The 24,601-nt window shown below is 57.7% G+C and carries 16 protein-coding genes; 9 read left to right on the top strand and 7 right to left on the bottom strand.

All coding sequences use genetic code 11. The features are described from left to right. The first annotated feature begins 118 nt into the window (after positions 1-118). Together mgsA and O77CONTIG1_RS13875 are read left to right on the top strand one after the other, a co-directional pair. Positions 119-1,411 (top strand): methylglyoxal synthase, encoded by a 1,293-nt coding sequence (gene mgsA, locus O77CONTIG1_RS13880; RefSeq protein ID WP_068511464.1) that lies wholly within the window; start codon positions 119-121, stop codon positions 1,409-1,411. Between the two features lie 257 nt (positions 1,412-1,668). Next, positions 1,669-2,265: a DJ-1/PfpI family protein gene (locus tag O77CONTIG1_RS13875; RefSeq protein WP_068511461.1), complete on the top strand. Its 597-nt coding sequence runs from the start codon at positions 1,669-1,671 to the stop codon at positions 2,263-2,265. A gap of 242 nt (positions 2,266-2,507) precedes the next feature. Here the strand turns inward: O77CONTIG1_RS13875 and O77CONTIG1_RS13870 are convergent, their stop codons facing one another. From O77CONTIG1_RS13870 to O77CONTIG1_RS24575, 6 genes are all read right to left on the bottom strand, one after another. Then, entirely contained in the window at positions 2,508-3,101 is a 594-nt protein-coding gene (locus O77CONTIG1_RS13870) for a molybdenum cofactor guanylyltransferase (protein ID WP_068511459.1), read from the bottom strand. 17 nt (positions 3,102-3,118) lie between these two features. Next, positions 3,119-5,836 carry a tetratricopeptide repeat protein gene (locus O77CONTIG1_RS13865; protein WP_172799690.1) on the bottom strand — a complete coding sequence of 906 codons (2,718 nt, stop codon included), beginning with the start codon at positions 5,834-5,836 and terminating at the stop codon, positions 3,119-3,121. After that, a complete protein-coding gene (locus O77CONTIG1_RS13860; RefSeq protein WP_156435266.1) occupies positions 5,725-6,516 on the bottom strand; it encodes a hypothetical protein in 792 nt (263 codons plus the stop codon). The genes O77CONTIG1_RS13865 and O77CONTIG1_RS13860 overlap by 112 nt, the downstream gene beginning before the upstream one ends. Next, the gene (locus O77CONTIG1_RS26175; RefSeq protein ID WP_084782647.1) at positions 6,468-10,994 is read right to left on the bottom strand and encodes a TylF/MycF/NovP-related O-methyltransferase; all 4,527 of its coding nucleotides are present in this window, start codon (positions 10,992-10,994) and stop codon (positions 6,468-6,470) included. The genes O77CONTIG1_RS13860 and O77CONTIG1_RS26175 overlap by 49 nt, the downstream gene beginning before the upstream one ends. Before the next feature lie 104 nt (positions 10,995-11,098). Then, the gene (locus O77CONTIG1_RS13850; RefSeq protein ID WP_068511454.1) at positions 11,099-11,377 is read right to left on the bottom strand and encodes a tetratricopeptide repeat protein; all 279 of its coding nucleotides are present in this window, start codon (positions 11,375-11,377) and stop codon (positions 11,099-11,101) included. Then, positions 11,319-11,468 (bottom strand): hypothetical protein, encoded by a 150-nt coding sequence (locus O77CONTIG1_RS24575; protein WP_156435264.1) that lies wholly within the window; start codon positions 11,466-11,468, stop codon positions 11,319-11,321. Before O77CONTIG1_RS24575 ends, O77CONTIG1_RS13850 begins: the two co-directional genes overlap by 59 nt. Before the next feature lie 148 nt (positions 11,469-11,616). On the opposite strand from O77CONTIG1_RS24575, the gene O77CONTIG1_RS13845 reads away from it, so the two are divergent. Then, positions 11,617-12,465, top strand: a complete 849-nt coding sequence (locus O77CONTIG1_RS13845; protein ID WP_225894583.1) for a hypothetical protein — start codon at positions 11,617-11,619, stop codon at positions 12,463-12,465. Positions 12,466-12,792: 327 nt separating this feature from the next. Further along, a complete protein-coding gene (ftsH3, locus tag O77CONTIG1_RS13840; RefSeq protein ID WP_068511452.1) occupies positions 12,793-14,631 on the top strand; it encodes an ATP-dependent zinc metalloprotease FtsH3 in 1,839 nt (612 codons plus the stop codon). 120 nt (positions 14,632-14,751) lie between these two features. Here ftsH3 and O77CONTIG1_RS13835 read toward each other — a convergent pair whose 3' ends face one another. Continuing rightward, positions 14,752-16,062 carry a lipid-A-disaccharide synthase gene (locus O77CONTIG1_RS13835; protein WP_068511450.1) on the bottom strand — a complete coding sequence of 437 codons (1,311 nt, stop codon included), beginning with the start codon at positions 16,060-16,062 and terminating at the stop codon, positions 14,752-14,754. A gap of 234 nt (positions 16,063-16,296) precedes the next feature. Between O77CONTIG1_RS13835 and O77CONTIG1_RS13830 the strand changes: the two genes are divergently transcribed. From O77CONTIG1_RS13830 to O77CONTIG1_RS13810, 5 genes are all read left to right on the top strand, one after another. Further along, on the top strand, positions 16,297-16,602 hold the full coding sequence (locus O77CONTIG1_RS13830) for a DUF6825 family protein (protein ID WP_286132321.1): 306 nt from the start codon (positions 16,297-16,299) through the stop codon (positions 16,600-16,602). A 158-nt stretch (positions 16,603-16,760) separates the two neighbouring features. Beyond that, the gene (locus O77CONTIG1_RS13825) at positions 16,761-18,623 is read left to right on the top strand and encodes an AarF/ABC1/UbiB kinase family protein (RefSeq protein WP_317134104.1); all 1,863 of its coding nucleotides are present in this window, start codon (positions 16,761-16,763) and stop codon (positions 18,621-18,623) included. Positions 18,624-18,713: 90 nt separating this feature from the next. After that, positions 18,714-19,472 (top strand): PP2C family protein-serine/threonine phosphatase, encoded by a 759-nt coding sequence (locus O77CONTIG1_RS13820; protein ID WP_068511442.1) that lies wholly within the window; start codon positions 18,714-18,716, stop codon positions 19,470-19,472. Positions 19,473-20,591: 1,119 nt separating this feature from the next. Next, positions 20,592-22,766: a sensor histidine kinase gene (locus tag O77CONTIG1_RS13815; protein ID WP_197673190.1), complete on the top strand. Its 2,175-nt coding sequence runs from the start codon at positions 20,592-20,594 to the stop codon at positions 22,764-22,766. Between the two features lie 86 nt (positions 22,767-22,852). Next, on the top strand, positions 22,853-24,502 hold the full coding sequence (locus O77CONTIG1_RS13810) for an aldehyde dehydrogenase family protein (protein ID WP_068511438.1): 1,650 nt from the start codon (positions 22,853-22,855) through the stop codon (positions 24,500-24,502). The last annotated feature ends 99 nt before the right edge of the window (positions 24,503-24,601 follow it).

Genomic DNA, 24,601 nt, shown 5'->3' with positions numbered 1-24,601 from the left:
CGGAGTGACAGAGTGACAGAGTGACGGAGTGATAGGGGAATGGAGTAACACGGTAAATTAAGGAAACGACTCCAACACTCCATCGCTCTAACACTCTGTCCACTTCATCACTGCATCAATGCCCAACACGATCGCCCTGATTGCCCACGACTCCAAAAAAGACGACATCGTTCAGTTTGCTCAGCGGCATCAGGCTATGCTGAGTCGGCATCGGCTGGTCGCCACGGGTACGACGGGGCAGCGCATTCAGGACGCAACGAGCCTGACGGTGGAGCGAATGCTGTCGGGGCCGCTGGGCGGCGACGCGCAGATCTCGGCGGAGGTGTGTGAGGGGAAGGTGCTGGCGGTGATTTTTCTGGTCGATCCCCTCTATGCCCAGCCCCATGAACCGGATATTCAGGCGTTGCTGCGAATTTGCAACGTCCACAACGTGCCGCTGGCGACGAATCTGGCAACGGCCGAGGCGATCGCCCTCCACCTCACCAATGTTCCCGTTGCCCATCTGGTCTTTAATCCCGCAGCGGGACACGGCTCTCCAGACCAAGACCTGACGCTGATTCGCCAGCTGCTAGAGCCACACATGACGCTGCATGTGTATACCACCTCGGAGCAGGAAGACCCGGCAGACTATATTGAAGCGGCGATCGCCAGCCATCCTGATGTGATCATTGCAGCAGGTGGCGATGGCACGGTGTCGGCAGTGGCCAAGGCACTGATTGGCACGGGGATTCCCCTGGGCGTGATTCCCAAAGGCACAGCCAATGCCTTCGCCACGGCGCTGGGTTTGCCCGGAGTGTTTCCCATTCGGAGTGCCTGTCAGGCGATCGCAGGCGGATACACGCGCACAGTCGATGTGGCCCGCTGCAACGGGCTGCCGATGATTCTGTTGGCGGGCGTGGGCTATGAAGCGCTGACGATTGAGCGCTCTAGCCGTGAACTCAAAGACCAGTGGGGCGTGCTGGCCTATCTGATGGCAGGCTGGGAAGCGATGGATCAGCAATCCCTCTTCGATGCTGAACTGGAAGCCGATGGACAAGTCTATCCTTTTCAGGCGCACGCCATTACCATCGCCAATGCAGCACCCCCCACCTCCGTCCTAGCGCAGGGCGCAGGGCAAGTGGTCTTCGATGACGGGTTGCTAGACGTGACGATCGCCTCGGTGCAGAACAAGCTCCAGGGCATCGCCACCATGCTGCAAATCTTTGGAACCGCACTGGTCGGCGGCACCCCGCAGCGACCAAACGTTGTGCATGGGCGCGTGTCTCGCCTGAAAGTGACCACCAATCCGCCGCAAAAAGTGGTTCTCGATGGCGAAATCATTGGCACCACGCCGATTGAAGTCGAAACGATTCCAAATGGACTCACGGTGTTGGTGCCCAAACCTGGCTTCTTGAATGCGCTGTCTGGCTAGCGAACGGATTGTCTGGCTGGCAAGTAGGATATTTGGCAAGCAAGGCGCAGACTTGAGCAGCGATACATGGCGATACATGGCGATAGGCGATAGGCGATAGGCGATAGGCGATACATGTGGCCATGCATGTAGCAATACAGCAATACATTTTGTGAATTACGCTTTGTTGCCCTAGCGACACAGAACCAGATCAACGGCGTAAGGTCAAAAATATGTCCATATCGAACAATATCGAACAGCTTTCAGGAGGACAGACCATGGCCGCGAAGATTCTGATGCTGGTGGGAGACTTTGTAGAAGATTACGAAGTCATGGTGCCCTTTCAGGCGCTGCAAATGGTTGGGCACACGGTTCACGCCGTCTGTCCCAACAAAAAATCGGGGGAGTTTGTCCGCACGGCGATTCACGATTTTGAAGGCGACCAAACCTATTCCGAAAAGCCAGGACACCGCTTTACGCTCAATGCCACCTTTGCCGAGGTTAATCCTGCCAGCTACGACGCGCTGGTGATTCCCGGCGGCCGCGCCCCAGAATATATCCGGCTGAATGCGGATGTCATCAACATCGTCCAGCATTTTGCCAGTGCCAACAAACCCATCGCCGCCATCTGCCACGGGGCACAGCTTTTGGCTGCTGCTGGAGCCGTGCGCGGCAAGCGCTGCTCAGCCTACCCCGCCTGCGGCCCAGAAGTGACTGCTGCGGGCGGTCAGTATGTTGACATTCCCGTGACGGAGGCCGTCGTAGACGGCAATCTGGTAACGGCTCCTGCCTGGCCCGCCCATCCGCGCTGGCTGGCAGAGTTTCTTAAGGTGCTGGGCACCCGCATTGAACATGCAGAACTGCTGCGGGTGTAGCGCTTTTCGGCATTGAGTCGCAGCATTCTGATGAGATTTAGGAGATTTCACTGCTCAGGGGCGATCGCCTCTGGGCTATTTTGTCTGAGCTACTTTCTGGGTTGATTTTCGATTTTGGATTGGTGATTTTGGAATGCCCGTCAAGTGTTTGCGGCGCTTCCAGCAATTTCACTCGGAGCGACCCTGGACAGAGGTGATGCCATCTCAAACCGGGTTCAAATCAGTTTAGCCGCATTTCAACATCAGAGATGTGTCAGGTCTTCCGGCGTGTTGCAGTTCAACAAATGGGCAAAATCAACGGACGGAATTTCGGCAACTGGATGTTGGGTCAGCCACCGCTGAAACGATCGCCCGCCCGCCTGCACAAAGTCGCGCAGCAGCGGCAGACTGCTCAGGCGATAGAACCCACACAGCGGCTGCCAGCCCTGCGAATCGCGTGGCAAATAGGCGATCGCCCCCGTCTGAATCGTTTCCAACTGCGCTGCCCACTGCTGCACCTCCGCTGCTTGCAGCCGGGGCAGATCACACGCCAGCAGCAGCACCCACTCCGACGTTTCCTGGGCCGCAACCTGCTCCAACCCCTGCAAAAAGCCCACCAGCGGCCCGTGCGGCTCCGTTTCCCCAGGCAGCGGCACTTCAGGCACAAACTGGCAGTCGGGCAGCAGCGCAGCGTAGCGATCGGGCCAGGGCGTAACGATGAAGACAGCGTTGGCACAGGACTGGGCGATCGCCCCGGTTCTTTGCAGCAGGGGCACGCCTTCAATCTCAATCAACGCCTTGTCGCGCCCCATGCGGGTGCTGTGGCCACCTGCGAGAATAATGGCGGAGAGCGGCATCAGGGTGTTGTGTGACTCTATATCATCATCCCACCGACCATTTGCTCCAGCGCATCCAGGTTTACAAAAATATCCTCAACTCGAACCAGCGGATAGAGCAGCGATTGCCAGAAGCGCCCCGCAGGAACCTCGCCCAGCAGATAGGCATAGTCCAGCCCGACCAAGTTGCTGAGATACCAGTAGCAGGGATAGACGTAGTTGGGCGAAAACAGTTCTATAACCTGAGTGCCTGGGCGACAGAAGGCAAGGTTGGTGAGTCCGCTGCCGTGGGGAGAGACGATGAGTTCAGCGTTGTAAAAAAGCTGGGCTTGTTCGGCGATGGTGCAAGTCTCCAGGTAGACCGTGGTGAATCCCTTGGACTCAAGAAGTTTCACTACGGATTCTTCGTTGATGATTCGGCGATCGCGCGTTTTCTGCCTGGAAAGATACAAGCGCTTTGGCAAGTCAGAAGCAAAACCCTGGGAATGCAAAAAGGACGACTTTAGCCAGTCGCAGATCCAAGCCTGGGGCCAGGCTGCCGCACCGGGAAATGAAGGAACGATGAGTTTATCCGCCTGGATATGGAGATGCTCCTGAACAGGCAGAATTTTTTCAGATGGAATGTGGAGATGATGTAAGCTGTCTTGCTGCCAGGAATGGCGATCGCCCACCAGCCAGTAGTCGATCTCGTCAAGGTTCAACCCGCTATCTTGCAGGATCTTGAGACGTGGCAAGATATCCAGCATCCAGTGAAAGTAGATATTGTTCGACAAACCTGCAAGAACGGCAACGGTTCCCGATATATCCTCTACTGGCGGCAGCTTTTGGGCAGAAAAGACCCAGTGCTGACGGGTGAGCCAAGCGGGATGTCCGGGGGTGAGCAGCGGAAACTCGACGGAGAGATCCCGCATCACGTCGCCTGCCGCGTTGAACACGGCCAGACTGCTCTGATCGGGATCGAGCCAAAACCGTCCCTTTGGCAAAACAGTGACGAAGGTTTCAGGAATAGACAGAGCATTTCCTAAGCCAAAGCTCAGGTGAGGCAGCGACTCTAGACAGCGAGGCGGTTTGAGGGCAACGACCTGGGGCGGATGCACAGGGATTAAGCAGGCTTCTGGCTCAGAGGCAACCCAGTCGCTAGTCTGTCTGACTTCGCGGGTCGGCGCGTCAACGGGCAGCATCTTCTTCCAAAGCGGGTCATCAGGTGTGGGCGATGCTGCGCTGCACGGCTGCTGCCCAGGCCTCTGGTCTAGCCAGTTTGCCAGCAGGTTTGCGACCTGGGGAGCCAGGTTGGAATTGATCCTCAGCGCCGTTTGCAGGCATTGCAGCGCTTCCTCCTTTTGGCCCGCCTGCATGAGCGCTGTCGCCAGGTTGCACCAGCCCTCGACGGCTTCGGGCTGCTGAGCTAGGAGCGATCGCCAATGCTCGGCCGCAAGGTCTATGTTTCCCTGCGCCAGATACGCTAGCCCCAGCAGTCGGTGTGCGTCTGTGAGGTCAGCGTTTAAGGACAAGGCGTGATGGGCAGCGGCGATCGCCCCTTCTGTGTCCCCCTGTTTCCAGAGCGCCTGCCCCAGACTCAGCCAGAGATGGTTGGCATTTGGGGTTTCGCTCAGCGCGGTTTTATACAGAGCGATCGCCGCTGGAATTTGCCCCGTTTGCACCAGTGCGTTGCCCAAATCTATAACGGCTGCGAAATTTGACGAATTTTCCTGGAGGGCCTGTTGATATAGAGCGATCGCTCGTTCGCTCTGCCCGCCACGAGCCAGCAGATTTCCCGCCTGGTGCAGTGCCGCATCGGAATGGTCGGCCACCGCCAGGGTTTCTAAAAACGCTGCGTTGGCGCATACCGCAGGATTTTGCGGCGGTGTTTTTGCCCAGGCGCAATAGGTTTCGGCAAAGTCCGACCGCTGCCAGATCGCCTGACGCAACCCCGACAGCGCCTCCGCCGCCTGCCCCAGTTGCAGCAGCCCATAGCTCATATCTGCTAGAACGGGCGCAGCATCGGGAGCCAGCGCATGAGATTGTCCCCAAGCCTGCACCGCTGCATCCCAATCGCCCTGCATTGCCTGACACCGACCCAACCCCGCCCAGGCATCGGCATTTTGGGGCTGGAGGGTCGTCCAGGCGGCGTAGCACTCGCCCGCTTCGGCAAACTGCTCCAACTTTTGATAAGTCTGCGCCTGCTGCGCCCAGGCTGCGACAAAATCGGGCTGGAGGGCGATCGCCCGTTGCCAGCTTGCCAGCGCCGCATCCAGGTCACCCAGTTGCGCCTGGGCGATTCCCAGCGAGTGGTGATACTTCGCCTGCTCGTCCAGTTCCAACAACTGCCGCGAAAGCCGCTCGGCCTCTGGGAATTGCTGATGTGCCAAACAATGGGTTAACGCTTGCTCCAGGAGATTTGCCAAATCGCTCAGGTAGGCTTCTAGCGCGTCTGGTTTGGCATCGGATAGCGGGGTCATCCACACCGCCTGGGCTTCGGCTTCCTGACCTTGCAACAGCAGCGCCAGACCCAGCAGGGCATAGTGCCGGAGGTCTGCCTCGCCCTGGGCAATCTGCGCTTCGCAGTGGGTGTTGGCGAAGCTTTCCGAAGGAATCGCCCCGGCATGGTCGCCCTGAAATACCCAGTCCAGCGCCTCGCTCATGGCTAGCCAACCGATTGCGTTGGTAAGGTGTCGAGGGCAGCGCGGGCGATCGCCGCAGTGTTGTTGTGGGGCAGGTCGATCCGGGCGGTCAGGCGCGGGCGCAGCAGGTTCCACTGGTCGGCAGGCAGCGGCGGCAGCAGGGTAATCTCTGGCGCGTCTTCTCCCAGTTCCAGTTCCTCTTCCTCTATCAGGTGCAGCGTCACGCTAGACAGGGCAAAGTCTGCTTCCTGCGCGTCCATATTGCCCATGTCTACCAGCAGCGTGGTGTCTTCGCCGCCAGGAGCGGTGATTACGGTTCGCAGCAAGTCCGCCAGTTCGGCAAACAGCACGTCTTCCGGCTGCTCCCAGTCGGGCAGGGCAATCAGGTTGCGATCGCGCAGGTGCAGGCTTTCAACGAGCTGCCGCTGCTGATGGGTGTGATACAAGTCCCAAAACACCTGGCTAAGCTGCTGTCCGTAGCGCTTGCTGTCGAGGAAGCTGGGCGGATGCTGCATGGCGGCCCGGAGGCGATCGCCCAGGTTTTTCCGAAGCTGGGCATTGGTGCCCAGGGCGATCGCCCGCTCCACGTATTCTTCGACCGTTGTGGCGATCAGCTCCGGCAGCTCCAGCTCTCGCAAAAACGCCGCACCCCGACCCAGCGAAACGGGCGTGTCTTGCTCGATCACCAGCGGCGGAACACCCGCCATCAGCGGATCGAGCAGCGACGATAGGCCAGACATCGGGAACGAGTCGAGATACACATCAGCTAATTGCACTCGCGCTTGCAGGTTGGCTCGGCTGGAGGTGGGACCCAAAGATCAAAGAGGCGATCGCCTTCCACGTTTCTGGCGGTCAGTTGTTTCGACAATCGTCGCTGAAACGCCGCCAGTGGGTACTGGTTTGAGTAGTTTGGGTTAAACGGGTAAATCAGCAGCCGAGAACCCGGAACATTGGCCAGAATTTCTGCCCAGGCTGCCTCTAGTTCGGGCGAAATTTTGTAAAAACTTGCGCCAGAGATAAACACCACCTCATTGTCCGCAATGCCCAGCATGGCACGGTCTACAGGTTCGGTTGGCGGGTCAGATCCCTCGACCGAAAGGTCAAAGCACTGGCCAGCAGCTTCTAGAGGCAGTAGGTGTTCTGTAAAGTGGCGCTGCGCCTGATCCGCCGACCCCGCTAGGCGGCTGGTGAGCCAGTAGTCGATTTGGGCAATCCCGCTGGAGATGGGCGAGTTCATGCCACAAACCTGCACCCGCGATAGCCGATGGGATGCCAGGAGGGTTATAGAATCCGTCATAGCCGCAGTATTGGTCGCAATCCAGAGGATGTCTAATTCCGCTTGCCGGAGGACATCAACCTGTTCTGCTAGCCGCCCAGGAAGCTGCACTGCCCGATCGGCATATTGCAAGCAATACTGAGCAGCCGGGTGTTCATAGGAGGTCAGGGAAAAGAGAATGACTTCAAACTGGTCGCGATTGAGGTCGCGGAAAACAGGAAGCGTTGCAGCCGTCTTGGTTTGAGGAATAAAACCAGGAGACAGAATCCCCCAGCCGGAGCTTCTGGCGCGGGCTCTGGGGGCAACCGGGAAGTCGTAATCTAAGGCGGCTCCTTCAGCAGTGAGCGCTTGGGCAATCAGCGCTGAACGCTTCTGGCAGAGAGATTTGAGCGATCGCCGCGTCAGGTAAAGCGGTGTGAGATCGAGGGTTTGCAGCGTGACCTGAGCTACCTTTTGCCAGAGGAAGTCGGTGGGGTCGTTTTGAACCTGTTCATAGAGTCTGTCCACCCATCGCTCCAGATATTTGGCATACTCGTCAGCCTCGCCCAATTCCATAAACATCGTGGGCGGCGCACAGAGATACCGCACGATGTCTGCTAGCAGAGACGGTGGCATAAAGGTCGGATCGAATCCATCGGGGAGATGGTGGGGATAGCAATACAGCATCGCTGCCAGCAGAGCGGATGTCTGGTTTGCCCATCCCTCCGAAAGGGTGGCAATGAGTTGGAGGGCGATCGCCTCGTCGGTTTCTGTGAGGGGTTCCAGCCGAATCCCAGAATCCAGGATTAGGCGATGTGCCTGTCCCAACTCGCCCGCAAAGGCGGTTTCCAGTTCTTCAGGCGCAAGATTGAGCAACTGCTCAATCAGTTGGTAGCGGTGCTGACGGAGCAGTTCTAGAGCAGAGAGACGCTCTGAAGCCGATGCCGCAGATTGGTAACGTGTGATAGCTAATCTCACCTGTTGCAGGGCAGCCCCCTGAGATTGCTGAAGCTGCTGCTGAATCAGTTCCGCAGCCAGCAGGTTGGGGACGAGCCGCAGGGCGGCCGCAGTCGCCGCAGTGGCCAGCGGGCGATCGCCCAACTGGTAGGCCAGCGTGCCCAACTGACAGAGCAACTGCCCATAATCCTGCGCGGGGGCGATCGCGTCTGATTTGCGGAACCAAACGCCTGTGGAGTCAATCCGCCGGAGCGCAAAGCTAGAGCGCTGCTGCCGCTCAAACTCATGAATTGCCTGCCGACAGCCCTCCCAGAACCCGTAGTCGTCAATTTGCACCGCGCCGCTCGGAATCACCTGGTGGTATAGCAGGTTGAAAATGGCAAGGGTCGATTCGTACCAGTCGCCGTCCGCGTGCAGCAGTGCAATATCGCCCATTTCAGCGCGGTATTCGGGCAGGGTGTCCTGGAATAGCCCTTTGACAGGAACTACGATGTCCTGTACGTCTAGGGCTTGACAGACGACGGCCAGGTTTTCTTCGATCGGGGCCTTGAGCGTGCCCGCACCCCAATCCGTGTCATTCGCCGGAACGCCGTTGTGCTTGTCTACTTCTACCGGCTCGGGCATTCCCTCAAAGGTGTCGCAGGCATAGAGTTTGCGCGATCGCTGGCTATAGCGCTTGACGACGGCAGCGATTAGCGCGGCAGCTCCCCCCTTAAACGTGCCGCACTCGACCAGGTTTCCCGGCAAATCTTCGAGGCAAATCTGCTTGGTCAGCGCGTAGAGCGAGAACAGGCGCTCTTCCGACAGGAGCGTGTAGGGACGCACGACCTGAACAAGTTCCTGAAATTCTGCATAGGAGGCTTTGCCAAGCGTGGTGTGGGCCGTATTTGCCCAGGCAAAATGCTGTACGCTGGCTTGAAGTTGGGCGCGTTGGCCGTAGAGATTGCTGAGGATGGCATGAGCAGAAGCCGCGCCTGCACCCCGCTCAATGGCTCGATGGCAACGCTCTAGTGCAGTGTCCCACTCTCCTGCAATATAGGCGGCTTGTCCTTCGCGCAGATCAGTGGCGATCGCCCGCGCAGTTTCTTGGGAGATTGGCTCTGCCACAGGCGGCAGCGCTTCTACCCGCTCTGCCATTTGGATTAGCGCATGAAGCGCCGGATGAGCAGTGGGTGCAGCTTCCTGCCAGCCGCTAACGGTATAGTGCTTCAGGTGGGCAGGCAGCGTCCAGGACACCGCCGGGTCTGGGGTATGGCGGATGGGTTTGACATTCCCGCGCCACGCCACGCCCATAATTTGCATGGTTTGATAAACGAGCGTATTCCAACCCCGATCGCGCAAGTAGTCTAGCCCCTGTGCCACATCGGGCGAAGATAGGTCGTGGAAAATGATGAGGGCATCCTCTGTGGCCAGCAGCTCACAGGCGATCGCATCCTCTAGAGGGCCGGGCGCTTCGTGGTTGCCGTCAATAAAAATGAGAGACCATCGACGCTGCTCCTGCGCTGCCAATGCCTGCACTGCACCTGGGCTGAAGCCAGGATAGAGCGCGACGCGATCGCGCACCCCGGCCGCCGTCAGCGACTGACTCACGCTGTCAAAAAACTCAGGCCGCTCCAGCAGCGGGTCAACCACGTCTAACTCAACGCCCGCCAGCGCCAAGTGGCAGGCCGACCAGCCCATCCAGCAGCCAATCTCCAGGGCCCGCTGTCCGCGAAACTGGAGCGCCGTGTTGTAGAGAATATGCGCCTCGTCGCGACTCAGGAAGCCCACCACCGGATGCCGCCGATCCACGTACCAGTTGTGGGGAACCTCGCGACGCAAATAGGGCCAGCCGCAGTCCTCACAGTTGCCCACGATCTTGTTGGGGAAGGCGTGGTCTGGACGAACCAGCGCCAGTCCTGGTGAAACATAGTCTCCCGCTGGAAGCATCAGGTCTGCAAGCAAACTAATCGTTTCGTCCAGCATTCGGTGCTGCTGAAACAGATTGATAGCCCGCTGGCGGCAGCCCTCACCAGCCGCACGACGCTGCTCCGGGTGCAGGGCCCAGGTTTGGATAATGTCCACCAGGTCTGCAATCGTTTGCACGGGGTTTTGATTGGGGTCGCTGAGCAGCTTGCCCGTTTCCCCCAGTTCTTCTGGAATGCCGCTCACCGCCGACGCAGCGACGGGGAGGCCTTTGGCCATGGCTTCCATAATGGCGAGGGGCATCCCTTCGCGCCAGGAGGGCAGGAGAAACATATCTGCCGCGTCATACCAATCCTGGATATCCCACCGCCGACCCAGCAGATGAACGCGATCGCCCGCGCCCATCTCGGCAATTTCTCGCTCATATTGTGCCATCAGCGCTGGGTCGCCACTTCCTGCCCAGGCAAATTGCAGAGACGACCAGACGGGCAGATGCCGCAACTGAGCGATCGCCCCAAGCTGGAGCTGAAACCCTTTTCGAGCAACGATTTGAGCCACAGAAAAGCACAATACTTGGTCGTCTTTAATGCCCAGTTCTGCCCGTAGCCGCTGCCGGGTTTCTGCATTTCTCGGCTCAAAAAACTCAGCCGGTCGCCCATACAGGATGACGCGCCCCTTGTTGTCTGGCAGACGGAAATGCTGTCGGAGAAGCTGGAGGTTTTCCTGAGAGACGAGAATCACTTCTCTAGCGTGGTGATACTGCTCTGACAGGGCATCGAGGCGATCGCCAAACCGCTCTGCCAGATCGGGCGCAACGTATCCAATCACAATGGCGTAGGGGATACGCTGCTGAATCGCCACTTGCTTGGCTGCGAAGTTCGAGAGCGGATGTGAATCGCTGAACAGAATAAAGTCTGGACGCACCCGATGGAAAATGCGCTCTGGGCTTGCCGTATCGTCAAGCGTGCGCTGCACCTCCGAGATCGTGTTGTAGTCCAGCCATTCGTGGACGACCCCTGCCTTGGCTTGCGCTTGCGTTTGCACCGTGTCCACTTGAGTTTGCACCAGCGTTACCCGATAGTCTTGGGCACGCAGCCCCAAAACAACTTCATGGTTGTACTGGGCAACGCCGCCGCTGCCAAAGTCATCTGTGTAGAGCAAGAGGTGTTGAGACATACCTTTAGCGTTTGGGAAAGGGGCAAGTTGGGGCAAGGCAAGTTGGGATAGAGAATGGGTCTGAATATCTCTGAAATATCTCTGAATATTTCTAATATCAGCGCTTATGGCTGGCGTTGTTTCTGATGAGCTTCTTCCAGGGATTGCCGATAATCCGCTCGATCGGGATAGAGCGATACCAGTTTTTCCAGAGGGGCGATCGCCCCAGCGTAATCTTTAAGCTGCATCCGGGCATTGGCTAGCCCCTCCAGCGCCGTCTGGTTCTCCGGCTCTCGCTGCAACACTAGCGCAAAGCCTTTTTCTTCTTCGCGTAAAAGATCCTGTTTAGAAGGGCTGCTCGATGGAGGCGACGGGCTGCCCGGTTTGCTGATTCTGTCCGGCATAGAGCGGCACCAGCCCCATCACCATCGACCCTGCAAAACAAAGCCCCGAAACTAAGACAAAGGTGCGTTGCAACCGTGGTTTCGCCAACATAGCGGTCTGGATTCTTCAATATTATGAAGATTGAATGTGGATAACTTTAGCGTTCCCAGGTTTACAGGCGGAGAGATCAGGGAATGGTGAGAGTGTCCGGGTGTTGAGGGGTCAGAAGGGTAGGGCTTAAGTCACGGGGAGGATTGCGATGGGAGAAGATGGGATGGTCTTTGCAGAGCAGACGTTAGAGAACAGCGACCGGGAGACGGCGGCGCGGGAATGGGGGAAACTGGGGCTGGCAGTTCTGGGGGTGGCGGGATGTTTGGGGGCGATCGCCCTACTTCAGGTTCCCCAACTTCGGCAAATCCAGACGCGCAGCCAAACGGCCAGCCTGCAAGAAATTCAGCGCGATTTGGAGGCAGAGCGGGTGCGGCTGAATGTGCTGGAGCAAGCGCCTTCTTTGGGATTTGACAATCTGATTGCAAGCTGGACGTTTCTGAACTTTTTGCAGTATTTCGGAGACGAACCCGTGCGATCGCGCACCGACTACACCCTCAGCCCAGAGTATTTCGACGTGATCCTCCGCCGCGATCCGCGGTTTTTGAGCGCATACACGTTTCTGTCTACCAGCACTGCCATGTATGCGGGCAATCCCCAGCGGGCGATCGCCCTCACCAACGAAGGACTCAAACATCTGTCGCCAACGCTGCCGCCCGATTCCCACTACATCTGGCGCACCAAGGCCATCGACGAACTGCTGTTTTTGGGCGATGCAGCGGCGGCTCGCCAGTCGTTTGAAACTGCTGCGGATTGGGCAGAAGCGTCTGGCCAGCCAGAGGGGCAGTCGGTCGCCAGCCTTTCGCGCCAAACGGCGACGTTTTTGGCTAACAATCCCGACAGCAGCTACGCCCAGTTTGCAGCCTGGATGATGGTGCTGACGAATGCCCCCGACAGCCGCACCCGCAACACTGCCGCCAGCCGTATCAAAGCCCTGGGAGGCGATGTGGTTCCCCAGCCCGACGGCACGTTTCAAATCAAGCCACCCCCCAGTGATTAACCCCTGATCAACCTCTGATTAACCCCTTGCCAGGCCGTGATCAACCCGCGATTAGGCAACGGCATTGAGCAACGGTCTATAATCCGAGGAATAGGATGGGTCGCAATGAAAAGGGAGTGACGACGGGCGATGTCGCCCTTTAGTTGAGTCAATTTGGTGAGTCAACCGGGTGAGTCGATCTGTCGAGGCTCAGGACGGGTTGAGCCAAGCGCTGATGGAGCGGCCAGCTTCACGCTCATTTATGAAATTGGGTTAATATTAGTTAACAAAGGTTCCGTTGCGCGGCCCACAAGCCCGCTACACAACACATTCGGAGGAATAGCCTCAGTGAACAAGCGGTGGAGAAATGCAGGACTGTATGCCCTTCTTGTCGTCGTCGTCATTTTCCTGGCTACGGCGCTGCTAGACAGACAGCCCCAAGATATTGAAACCTGGCGCTATAGCCAGTTTATTCAGGAAGTGCAGCAGCAGAACGTAAAGCGCGTGGAAATTAGCGCCGACCGCTCTCGCGCCCGCGTTACTCAGGAAGATGGCGAAAAGGCGATCGTCAACCTGCCAAACGACCCGGCGCTGCTGGATATCCTGACCGACAACAAGGTGGATATCCTGGTTACTCCGCCTTCGGATGACGGCGTAGTGGCTCGCGTCCTCAGCACGCTGCTAATTCCCTTCTTGCTTTTGGCAGTGTTGTTTTTCGTGCTGCGCCGCGCCCAGAATGGCCCCGGTAGCCAGGCGATGAACTTTGGCAAGTCCCGTGCCCGCGTGCAGATGGAGCCACAAACCCAGGTCACCTTTGGCGACGTGGCGGGTATTGAGCAAGCCAAGCTGGAACTGGCAGAGGTGGTGGACTTCCTGAAGAATGCCGATCGCTTTACGGCTGTGGGCGCAAAGATTCCTAAGGGTGTGCTGCTGGTAGGCCCGCCAGGAACGGGTAAGACGCTGCTGGCTCGTGCCGTTGCGGGTGAAGCAGGGGTGCCTTTCTTCTCTATCTCTGGTTCCGAGTTTGTGGAAATGTTCGTGGGTGTGGGTGCGTCTCGCGTCCGCGACCTGTTTGAGCAAGCTAAGTCCAATGCGCCTTGCATTGTGTTCATTGATGAAATTGACGCAGTGGGTCGTCAGCGGGGCGCAGGTCTGGGCGGCGGCAACGACGAGCGTGAGCAAACGCTGAACCAGTTGCTAACGGAAATGGACGGCTTCGAGGGCAACACGGGCATCATCATCATCGCGGCGACGAACCGCCCCGATGTGTTGGATGCGGCGCTGCTGCGTCCTGGCCGCTTCGACCGTCAGGTGGTGGTGGATCGTCCCGACTATGCGGGTCGCCTGGAAATCCTCAACGTCCATGCCCGTGGCAAAACCCTCTCGAAAGACGTAGATCTGGAGAAGATCGCCCGTCGGACACCTGGTTTTACGGGTGCTGATCTGGCAAACCTGCTGAACGAAGCCGCAATTCTCGCCGCCCGCCGCAATTTGACGGAAGTGTCGATGGACGAGGTGAACGACGCGATCGATCGCGTACTCGCTGGGCCCGAGAAGAAAGACCGCGTGATGAGCGAAAAGCGCAAGTCGCTGGTGGCCTATCACGAAGCTGGACACGCTCTAGTGGGTGCGCTGATGCCTGATTACGATCCGGTGCAGAAGATCAGCATCATTCCTCGCGGTCGTGCAGGCGGCTTGACCTGGTTCACCCCCAGCGAGGAGCGGATGGATTCGGGCTTGTATTCTCGTTCTTATCTGCAAAACCAGATGGCAGTCGCCCTCGGCGGTCGCGTAGCTGAGGAAATTATCTTCGGCGAAGAGGAAGTGACCACGGGTGCGTCTAATGACCTGCAACAGGTGGCGCGGGTGGCGCGGCAGATGGTGACACGCTTTGGCATGAGCGATCGCCTTGGGCCGGTGGCGCTGGGTCGTTCTCAAGGCGGCATGTTCCTGGGACGCGACATCATGGCCGAGCGCGACTTTTCGGAGGAGACAGCCGCTGCGGTAGATGACGAAGTTCGCAACCTGGTGGATCAGGCCTATCGCCGTGCCAAAACCGTGCTGATGGAAAACCGCGCAGTCCTTGATCAGCTTGCCCAAATGCTGATCGAGCGCGAAACGGTGGACTCTGAAGAGTTTCAAGAACTGCTGGCCAACAGCGACGTAAAAATGGCGGCGATCGCCTAGTTTCGTCCAACCCACCGTTCAAACCTGAAGGGGGCGCATTCCTGCTAGGGGTGCGCCTTTTGTCGTGGCTCATGAATCGGGAGTCGCCTTGCCAAGCAAAATCCTGACCCTGAAACCGTTCTATTCCTGGATTCCTAGCTCCGCCACCACAATTTCAGCCAGCTTCTCGGCGGCTCCGGGCTTGCCCCGCACTCGGCGCAGGCGATCGCGCACGGCATCTCGCGTTTCGGGATGGGCCAGCCAGTCCAGCGCCAGGGTCGAAATATCCTCAGGCTTCAGGTTGCCCACCAGTTCCGGCACAATCGCCTCCCCTGCCCAGAGGTTGGGCCAGGCCAGCAGCCGAGACTTGCGGAGAAACCACCCATTGATGAGTTTGGCGATCGCCCCACCCACCCCTGGCAAGTTGGCCAAAAGCCCTGGAATACCGTCCCAGGCTCGCATTGCATCTAGTTGCTGCGTTGGCAGAAACACAATCATTGGCACCGCCAGCGCTCCCAGTTCCGCTGTATTGGCTCCCACCGTTGTCAGGCAAAGCTGGCATCGTTGCAGCAGGTCATAGGCCGGAAACGGAGTCCACAGGCTGATTTGCAGACCGCCCTCAGTTTTCAGGGTGGGGCAATGGGCCGGAAAGGGGCCGCTGGGATCAGCCGCAGGCAGCAGGCGGGCCGAAACTGCGCCAAAGTAGTGGGCGATCGCATTTTGCTCTGGGTCAGCAAATCGGGCCAGCGTGTCCAAGTCCAGCGTTGGCGCAACCGGAATGACGAATTGCACATCCGAGCGGGCAGCGTGGATTTGCTGGGCGATCGCCAAACAAAGCGGCACCCCCTGAGCTAGTTTGGCGGGCTTAGAGCCAGGCAACAGCCCTACCAGCGGCGTATCCATACTAGGCAGGGCTGGAACGTCTAATAGCCCCTCTGAAGCAGTTGAGTCCTCCACTTCCCTCCCCGCATTCACATCCGCCATCAGGTCGCCAATGACGGTGAACTTGTGGGCATATTGCGCGGGGGCACGGCTGGCTACCGCTGCATTCATGACGGCAAAGCGGTCAATCCAACCGTGCCAGCGGGTTTCCCACTCGCCATAGATCACCGTGCGATAGCCCAGTCGCTTGCCGATTATCACCGGATAAAGCTGGTCACCGCCAAGAAACAGCACCACGCCGCGATCGCCCCAGTCCCAGCCGTCTGCCGTTTTGCCCCACAGCAAGAACGGGAAAAAATGCACCGCCGCCTGAATTCGGTCGATTTCAGGATAGCACTGGGCGATCGCCCCCTCGCGCCCCGTTGCATTGGGGCAGGGCGACAGCACCAGCGAGATCCGTACCTGTGAGCGGCTTTGTCCCAGTTTTATCCGCAGCGCCCGCAGCACCGGACGTACCCAAGTCGCTAGTTCGCCAGGGCCATTGGAGAGAATGAGGAGGTCTAGGGGCATCGGCGGGTGAGAGGGAGACAGATGAGAGAATCAAGCGCTTGCCTGAGTCCCTATTGGAATTTGGAGACAGGCTCATATTCTGGTCATTCCATCATCGCATCCTCCCCTCACCTCCAAACTTCTACAAAACCTGCACCGAATTCGTCACCTCGCCCTCCAAATCCGGGCACTCTCAAAGCAGGGCAAGTTATAATTTCTGCGGATATACCGCAAACTTTCTTTATGAGCAGCCCTTTGGTTCACGCATTTTTTGTCGGTCGAGCGCTAGCCGAAACTCTGACCGAGCAAGCCAGCAACCTGGCATCTACGCTGGTCAGCGAGGCTGGCAAATTTGATGCCGAACAGCGCGATCGCCTCCGACAGTTTACCGAAACGGTGCTGGAAAAGGCGAATCGGGAAGCTGCCCAGGCCAGTCAGGGACGCTCCTATGCAGCGAATGTAGCCGGAGAAGACCTGCAAGCACTGATCGACGACCTGCGGGCCGAAATTGCCCAACTCCGCACCGAGCTTCAGCGCTACCGCAGCCGCTCTGGTATCTAGCCTGGTGGTTCCTTTGGGATATTTGGTGCTTTGATCTCCAATGATTTTACCTCCGGTGCTTTTATAGAAGACATGCTCTGGTTTTTCTAATCTCGATTTTCGGTTTTCCAAGGTCGCGCTCCTGCCCGGTGTTCTGTTGTTTTTGAGAAGCCTGTCGCGTGTCTGCCCGTTTTAACGATGCTATATCCCCAGACTGGAGTGCCGAATCTGCTGCACCGCCCGTCTCGCACGGGGTCGCCCCAACTGGTCAGACTCCACAGGCTCCCTTCTCCAAATCTTCTGCTACCGCTCCTTTCACCCCCTCGGAGGCCGCAACGGTGACTTCGCCCATCGACAGCGGTAAATCCTACTCCTCTAATGCCTACCGCTGGAACCGCAAAAGCTACTCGCGGCAGCGGCGCTATGTGGATATCTGGACGTTTGTTTTGCAACTGCTGACGGCGCAATGGGCCTACAGCAAACCCTGGACTTATCCCGGCGGCATGACCGAAGAAAGCCAGGCCATCCGCCGCCGCAAGCTTGCCGTCTGGATTCGCGAAACCCTGCTCGACCTAGGGCCGACTTTCATCAAAGTGGGACAGCTTTTTTCCACCCGCGCTGACCTGTTTCCAGTGGAATACGTCGAAGAACTCTCGAAACTGCAAGACCGGGTGCCAGCCTTCGGCTACGAACAGGTCGAGGAAATTATCTGGCAAGAACTGGGCAAGGGCATTCCCGAACTCTACCGCAGCTTCGACCCGATTCCCATTGCCGCCGCCAGTCTGGGCCAGGTGCATCGAGCGCAGCTTCACTCCGGCGAGGAAGTCGTGGTCAAGGTACAGCGGCCAGGTCTGGCAAAGCTGTTTGACATCGACCTGAAGATTCTCAAAGGCATCGCCCACTATTTTCAGCGGCACCCCAAGTGGGGGCGCGGACGCGATTGGTTGGGCATCTACGACGAGTGCTGCCGCATTCTGTGGGAAGAGATAGACTATCTCAATGAAGGGCGCAATGCCGATACGTTTCGGCGCAATTTTCGCCACGAAGACTGGGTAAAGGTGCCTCGCGTCTACTGGCGCTACAGTTCGCCCCGCGTCCTAACGCTGGAGTATGTGCCGGGGATCAAAATCAGCCACTATGAAGCACTGGAGGCGGCGGGGCTAGACCGCAAGACGCTAGCAAAACTTGGGGCGCGGGCCTACTTGCAGCAGCTTTTGGACAAGGGCTTCTTTCATGCGGACCCGCATCCGGGCAATATTGCGGTTAGCTCCGATGGGGCGCTGATTTTCTACGACTTTGGCATGATGGGCCAGGTGCAGCCTGTGACCCGCGAAAAGCTTATGAATACGTTCTTTGGCATTGCCCAAAAGGACGCAGATAAAGTGGTGGAGGCGCTGGTGTCGCTGGGGGCGCTGTCGGTGTCGGAAGATATGGGGCCGGTGCGGCGCTCGATCCAGTATATGCTGGACAACTTTATGGACAAGCCGTTTGAAACGCAGTCTATCAGCGCCATCAGCGATGATTTGTATGAAATTGCCTACGATCAGCCCTTCCGCTTTCCGGCAACGTTTACGTTTGTGATGCGGGCCTTTTCCACGCTGGAGGGGGTGGGCAAGGGCCTTGATCCAGAATTTAATTTTATGGAGGTCGCAAGACCCTTTGCGATGCAGATTATGGCCAATGGAAATGGTTCGGAGACGGGTGGGCTGCTGGAGGAATTTAGCCGTCAGGCAGCCCAGGTGAGCAGCTCGGCGCTGGGGCTGCCGCGCCGCATTGAGGATACGATCGAGCGGCTGGAGCGGGGAGACATTCGCCTGAGGGTGCGATCGCAGGAGACGGATCGCGTTCTGCGCCGCCTGAGTAACGTTAACATGGGGACTAATTACGCTCTGTTGGCTGGTGCATTTACGTTATCGGCAACCCTCTTACTGGTGAATAATCTGATTTGGGTGGCGGCGCTGATGGCAGTTCCAGCGGCGATCGCCCTGTTTGCCTGGGTGCGCCTAATGATCCGCATTGACCGTGCCGACCGCATGTTCTAAGGCATTTCTTATGGTTTCATTAACCCCGAGCGTCTGTGTTTTACCCTACTGAGTCTCATCTCTCCGTCCGCTGCCTCGATTATTTCGATTATGAAGTGCCTTTTCACCGGAATTACTGACCCGGGACTGCTCCGCAGCGTTAATCAGGACGCTTACTACATCGACCCCAGCGGCCGATTTTTCATCGTGGCAGACGGCATGGGCGGACATGCGGGCGGGCAGGAGGCAAGCCTGATTGCCACCAAGATGATTCAGAACTATCTGGACTCTCACTGGACTTCCGGAGAGGACTCGCGGACGCTATTGGAGCGGGCTTTTTTGATAGCCAATCGGGCGATTGTTCAGGATCAGTCTCGGCATCCCGAACGGTCGGACATGGGCACGACGGCCGTGGTCGTGATGTTTCGCAACGGTCAGCCCTGGTGTGCCCATATCGGCGATTCGCGCCTCTATCGCCTGCGAGGAGCCAAGCTTGAGCAACTTACTGAAGATCATACCTGGGTGGCCCGCGCCATGAAGGTGGGTGACCTTACCCCGGATCAGGCCCGTGTGCATCCGTGGCGACATATCCTGTCCAAATGCCTGGGGCGGGAAGATCTGCGACAGATTGACGTGCAGCCCATTGATGTGCAGGGGAGCGATCGCCTCTTGCTCTGTAGCGACGGACTGACGGAAGAGCTATCGGATCACCTGATTGCCTTTCACCTCAAGTCGATTCGCGCCTGCGACAAGGCGGCGGCAGCTCTGGTCAACGCCGCCAAGGACAAGGGCGGGCGCGATAATATCACCGTCGTAATCGTGGCGATGGACAGTCAGCCGCTGTCAGACCTTCCCACCACGTCGCCCTAGGCAACTTTATTTTTGGCAACTTTATTTTTTATTTTCCGAACAACCTCGTTCACCGCCCGCTGTCCATTGTGGGTTGACCGCCACCCCTTCAGCCTCACTGCCGCAACGATTTGCAATGCAAAGGGCAACACCAAGAGCGATCGCAGCAGCAGTCTTCTTGCTAAGCTCGGCCGGGTGCAGGTAGAAACACTTAAGCACATAATCCGGCTTGGTCGGAAACCAATACTATCAGCTACCGCTAACTTGGGAGACAACTGCAATCCGGTGGTGATAGAGCTGTGATTGGGAAAATGCACTTTTAAGATTCTCACAGCAAATAAGTCGTAAAAGATCCCAAGTCATAACGAATCAAACAACTATGGAACAATGATTGATAAATGATAAAAAATTGATTAAGTTAGGTGCTGTATTAGGAGTTCCCTTCAGTCACATAACGGTCAGGGTTCCAGAGACAGACAGGGCCTTGGAGAGCTTGAGACTGCTCTAGGCAGAAATTTTCAGGCGTTCAACCGACTGTTCGGCTTGAGCAGCGAATGATTTGCAACGCTGGACTGCGGTTTGAGGGATGGGAAAAATCTCGAAGTCGAAGCAGCAAAAGTTCTCTAGGAAAAGGGTCAAAGTTTTGACTGGCGTTTGGATATCACCAATGAGTTCCCAACATTTTCCAGAAGACTGGTGTGACAATTGAGCCTTTCAACTCAAGCCATCCACAAATGGAACAGTTGAGAAACAGCACCCTTTCAATCTCTGTTCAACCTTAGTATCCCCCCTTGCAACTAGATTGCAACGCTTTGCCCGATCGTGCTTTCATGTCTCAAACACTCAGAATTTGTCAAAAACTCAAGACATAATTTCATGATTCCTGCTGGGCTGAGTGATGTGAGCGATGATCCAATGAGACTGAATTCCAATGAACCCCAAGCCTTACTGCAATCAGCCTTACGACAACCAAGGATGCGCCCTATGTTGCTGCACATACCGCAATTTGCGAAGAACCCGGTCAGGGCATGGCATCTTGTTGCTTTAACCAGAATCACCACAGCGAGCAATACAGACTTTGTAAGCGCGGCTTTACCGGCGATAAACCTGGGAGACGCAGTGGGGTCGAGGAGGTAGGGAATGGCTGCACGCTGGCTTGGACTATTGGGGTGGGACAGTATCGGGCAGTTTTATAAGGGAGCAAGTCTGGGCATGGGGTCTGCTGCGTCTTCGTTTATCCCACATGGACACTGCTATTTGTGGCAGCCGGGGCTGGTTGGGCTACATGTCGGTTCGGATGTGCTGATTGCGCTGGCATATTATTCCATTCCGCTGACACTGTACTACTTTGTTCGCAAGCGAAAGGATTTGCCCTTTAACGATATTTTTCTGCTGTTTGGCGCGTTTATCGTGGCCTGCGGTACGACGCATTTGCTGGAAGTGTGGACGCTGTGGCATCCAGACTACTGGCTGTCGGGTTCGATTAAGCTTCTGACCGCAGGCATATCCCTATTTACAGCAAAAGAGCTGTTTTCAATTGTGCCTAATGCACTGGCGCTGCCTAGTCCGACTCAGCTAGAACAGGCAAACCAGGAACTCCAGGCGCAGATTGCCGAGCGCATGGCGATTGAGGCAGAGCTGAAATGCCATCAGGCCCAGCTCGAAGATCGGGTGGCGGAGCGTACAGCCCAACTCGAAGCTTCGAATCATCAGATGGAAGAACTGCTGCATCGAGAGCAAGAAGCCCGCAGCCAGACTGAGCAAGCCCGCACCGAAATTCAGCGCTACGCCAATCGCCTAACGCTGGCGCTGGATGCCGCAGAGATGGGCTTTTGGGAATGGGATATCGATTCTAATCGGATTACGGGTACGCCGCAGTTTGCCAGGATTTTGGGGCGCGAACCGTCCAGTCTGGAGAATTTTGGCGTGGAGGACTGGAAAGCCCAGATTCTTCCTGAAGATCGGGCCTTGGCTGCCTCGGTGACAGAAGCGGCGATCGCCCAGTGCCAGACCTTTCGCTGCGAATATCGCCTAAGGCATCCCAACGGCAGCCTGCGCTGGGTCAACTCGGTGGGTCGCTGCGAGTACGATGCAGACGGGCAGCCCATGCAAATGTCGGGCGTGCTGATCGACACGACCCAGCGCAGGCTCGATGAAGCCAACCTCCGCGAAAGCGAAGAGACGACCCGCCGACAGCTTGCAGAAATTGAGGCGATTTACACCACTGCGCCGATTGGTCTGTGCGTGTTTGACACTCAGTTTCGATATGTGCGGCTGAATGACTTTCTGGCAGAAATCAACGGCATCCCCATCGAGGATCACTTGGGCAAAACGGTTTGGGATATCGTGCCAGAACTGGCCGAGCATCAGGAACGGGTTTTGAGGCAGGTTGCCAGCACGGGACAACCCGTTCTCAACCTGGAGGTGCAGGGAGAAACGCCGCTGAAACCGGGCGTGCTGCGCGACTGGCTGGCGAATTACTATCCCCTGTGGGGGCTAGACGGCAACTTGCAGGGCATCAACGTCACGGTGCAAGAAGTAACGGAGCGCAAGCGCGACGAACGAGAGCTAGAGGCGCGAGCGCAGGAGTTGGCTCAGTTGAACCTGCTGCTGGCGCAAAGTACGGCGCAAGTGCGCGAACGCAATCAGGAGCTAGACCAGTTTGCCTATGTGGTGTCCCATGATTTGAAAGCGCCGCTCCGGGCGATCGCCAACCTCGCCTACTGGATCGAAGAAGACTTAGACGATTCCCTACCAGACGAAACCCGGCAGCATCTCACCCTGATGCAAAGCCGCGTCCGCCGGATGGAGGGGCTGATCAACGGGCTGCTGGAATATTCTCGCATTGGTCGCTCTGATACGACGACGGAAACCGTCAACCTGACGACGCTGCTGCATGAAGTCATTGATTTGCTCGACCCGCCGGACACCGTGCAGATTCTTGTCCCTGAAGATTTGCCAACCCTGACGACCAAGCCGCTGCTGCTCAGCCAGGTGTTGGCAAACCTGATTGGCAATGCCATCAAACACCGCGATCGCCCGGATGGACGGGTTGAAGTCACCGTTGCCGATCAGGGCAGCCATCTTCGATTCACCATTACAGATGACGGCCCCGGCATCGACCCCTGCTATCACGATCGTATCTTTGCCATTTTCCAAACGCTAAAGTCCAAAGACGATCAGGAAAGCACGGGCATCGGCCTATCCATCGTCAAGAAAATCATCGACACCGAGGGCGGCGAGATTCACCTGGAATCTGAGCTGGGTCAAGGAACCACGTTTTGGTTTACCTGGCCGAAGGGTGGGATGGAGTGAGGGCGGATGGAGTGATAGGGTTAGCAAAGTAGCAGCCTTCAAAACTTTATCCCGCTCTCCCTCTCCCGTCTGCCCAATCCTTGCCCATGCACGCTGCCGACACTGCGATCGCCCATCTCCAAGCCCACAAGTCTGCCTGGGCAACTTTGCCGATTCCGGCGCGGCTAGACTTGCTGCATCGCTGTATTGCGGGAACGGTGGCAGTAGCAGAGGATTGGGCGATCGCCGCTTGCCACGCCAAGGGTATTGATCCCAATGCGCCGCTGGCAGGCGAGGAGTGGCTGTTGGGGCCCGTGGGCCTGCTGCTAAACTTGCGGCTGCTGATTCAGGCATTGGCAGCCGGTGGGCAGCCGCGTCCTGTGTCCATGCGATTGCGGGCAGACGGGCAGCAGGTAGCTCAGGTGTTTCCTGATAATCCGCACGATCGGCTGATGTGGCTGGGGTTTCGGGGCGAGGTGTGGATCGAGCCAGTCCAGCCCGCCAGCCAGGGGCGAGTTTACCGGCCGGGTGGCAACTCAACTGCGGGCGTGGCGCTGGTGCTGGGGGCAGGCAATGTGTCGGCGATCGCCCCGATGGATGCGCTGTCGAAACTCTTTGCCGAAAACCAGGTGGTGCTGCTCAAGCTCAACCCGGTGAATGACTATGTAAAGCCGTTTCTGGAAACTGCCTTGCAGCCCCTCATCGAGGGCGGGTTTCTGGCAATGATCACCGGAGATGCAGCAGTGGGCGCATTCCTTTGCCAGCACGAAGGCATCGACACGATTCACGTCACCGGATCGCACCACACCCACGATGCGATCCTCTGGGGCAACACGCCCGCAGAACAGGCCGAGCGCAAGGCAGCGAATCATCCCGCGATTGCCAAGCCTGTCACTTCAGAACTGGGCTGCGTCACGCCGATTTTGGTGGTGCCCGGTCGCTGGTCGGCTGGCGATTTGCAATACCAGGCGCAGCACGTCGCCAGCATGGTCGCCCACAACGCCAGCTTTAACTGCGTCGCAGGCAAGGTGCTGGTGCTGGCCAAACATTGGCCGCAGCGAAACGACTTTTTGGCGGCGCTGAAGGCGGCGCTGGCTGCCACACCCGCCCGCAAGGCCTACTATCCTGGCGCACAGGATCGCTACCAGGCGTTTCTCGATCGCTACCCGCAGGCGATCGCCCTCGCGCCCCGTACACCTGATATCGTACCCTGGACGCTAATTCCCGATGTGCCCCCCAGTCCCGGCGAGTATGCCCTGACGACGGAAGCCTTTTGCGGCGTGCTGGCCGAGGTCAGCCTAGACGCGGGCGACACCGCAGCGTTTTTGCAACAGGCCGTAGACTTTGCTAATGAAACCCTCTGGGGTACGCTGTCCTGCGTAATGCTGATCGACCCGGCAACGCGACGACAGAATGCAGAGGCGGTGGATAGGGCGATCGCCCAACTGCGCTATGGCAATATCGGGATTAACGCCTGGACAGGCATGAACTTCCTGCTCAGCGCCCTCACCTGGGGGGCTTTTCCTGGCAATCCCCTCAGCGACATCGGCTCCGGTCGCGGCTTCGTTCACAACGCTTACCTGTTTGACCATCCTCAAAAATCTGTGGTCTACGCCCCGTTCCACATTCGCCCCAAGCCCATCTGGTTTGCCAACCACCGCACCTTGCAGCAGGTGGCGCGGCGCTATGTGGCATTTTTGGAAAGACCCGGCTGGAAACGGCTGGCACAAGTGGCGATCGCTGCTTTGGGTGGGTAATTTCGATTTTGGATTTTGGATTTTGGATTTTGGATGGTCTGTCTAACGTCTGCGGGGTTTCCAGCCGCTTTAGCCACAGTGCCATCTCAAGCGTCATTT

This window comes from Leptolyngbya sp. O-77, from assembly GCF_001548395.1.
Taxonomy (GTDB): domain Bacteria; phylum Cyanobacteriota; class Cyanobacteriia; order Elainellales; family Elainellaceae; genus Thermoleptolyngbya.
This window is presented reverse-complemented; position numbering and strand designations above follow the sequence as displayed.

Coding starts and splice junctions, on each gene's coding strand:
- mgsA (WP_068511464.1), top strand. CDS start 119: ATGCCCAACACGATCGCCCTGATTGCCCACGACTCCAAAAAAGACGAC.
- O77CONTIG1_RS13875 (WP_068511461.1), top strand. CDS start 1,669: ATGGCCGCGAAGATTCTGATGCTGGTGGGAGACTTTGTAGAAGATTAC.
- O77CONTIG1_RS13870 (WP_068511459.1), bottom strand. CDS start 3,101: ATGCCGCTCTCCGCCATTATTCTCGCAGGTGGCCACAGCACCCGCATG.
- O77CONTIG1_RS26175 (WP_084782647.1), bottom strand. CDS start 10,994: ATGTCTCAACACCTCTTGCTCTACACAGATGACTTTGGCAGCGGCGGC.
- O77CONTIG1_RS13850 (WP_068511454.1), bottom strand. CDS start 11,377: ATGCCGGACAGAATCAGCAAACCGGGCAGCCCGTCGCCTCCATCGAGC.
- O77CONTIG1_RS24575 (WP_156435264.1), bottom strand. CDS start 11,468: ATGTTGGCGAAACCACGGTTGCAACGCACCTTTGTCTTAGTTTCGGGG.
- O77CONTIG1_RS13845 (WP_225894583.1), top strand. CDS start 11,617: ATGGGAGAAGATGGGATGGTCTTTGCAGAGCAGACGTTAGAGAACAGC.
- O77CONTIG1_RS13835 (WP_068511450.1), bottom strand. CDS start 16,062: ATGCCCCTAGACCTCCTCATTCTCTCCAATGGCCCTGGCGAACTAGCG.
- O77CONTIG1_RS13820 (WP_068511442.1), top strand. CDS start 18,714: ATGAAGTGCCTTTTCACCGGAATTACTGACCCGGGACTGCTCCGCAGC.
- O77CONTIG1_RS13815 (WP_197673190.1), top strand. CDS start 20,592: ATGGCTGCACGCTGGCTTGGACTATTGGGGTGGGACAGTATCGGGCAG.
- O77CONTIG1_RS13810 (WP_068511438.1), top strand. CDS start 22,853: ATGCACGCTGCCGACACTGCGATCGCCCATCTCCAAGCCCACAAGTCT.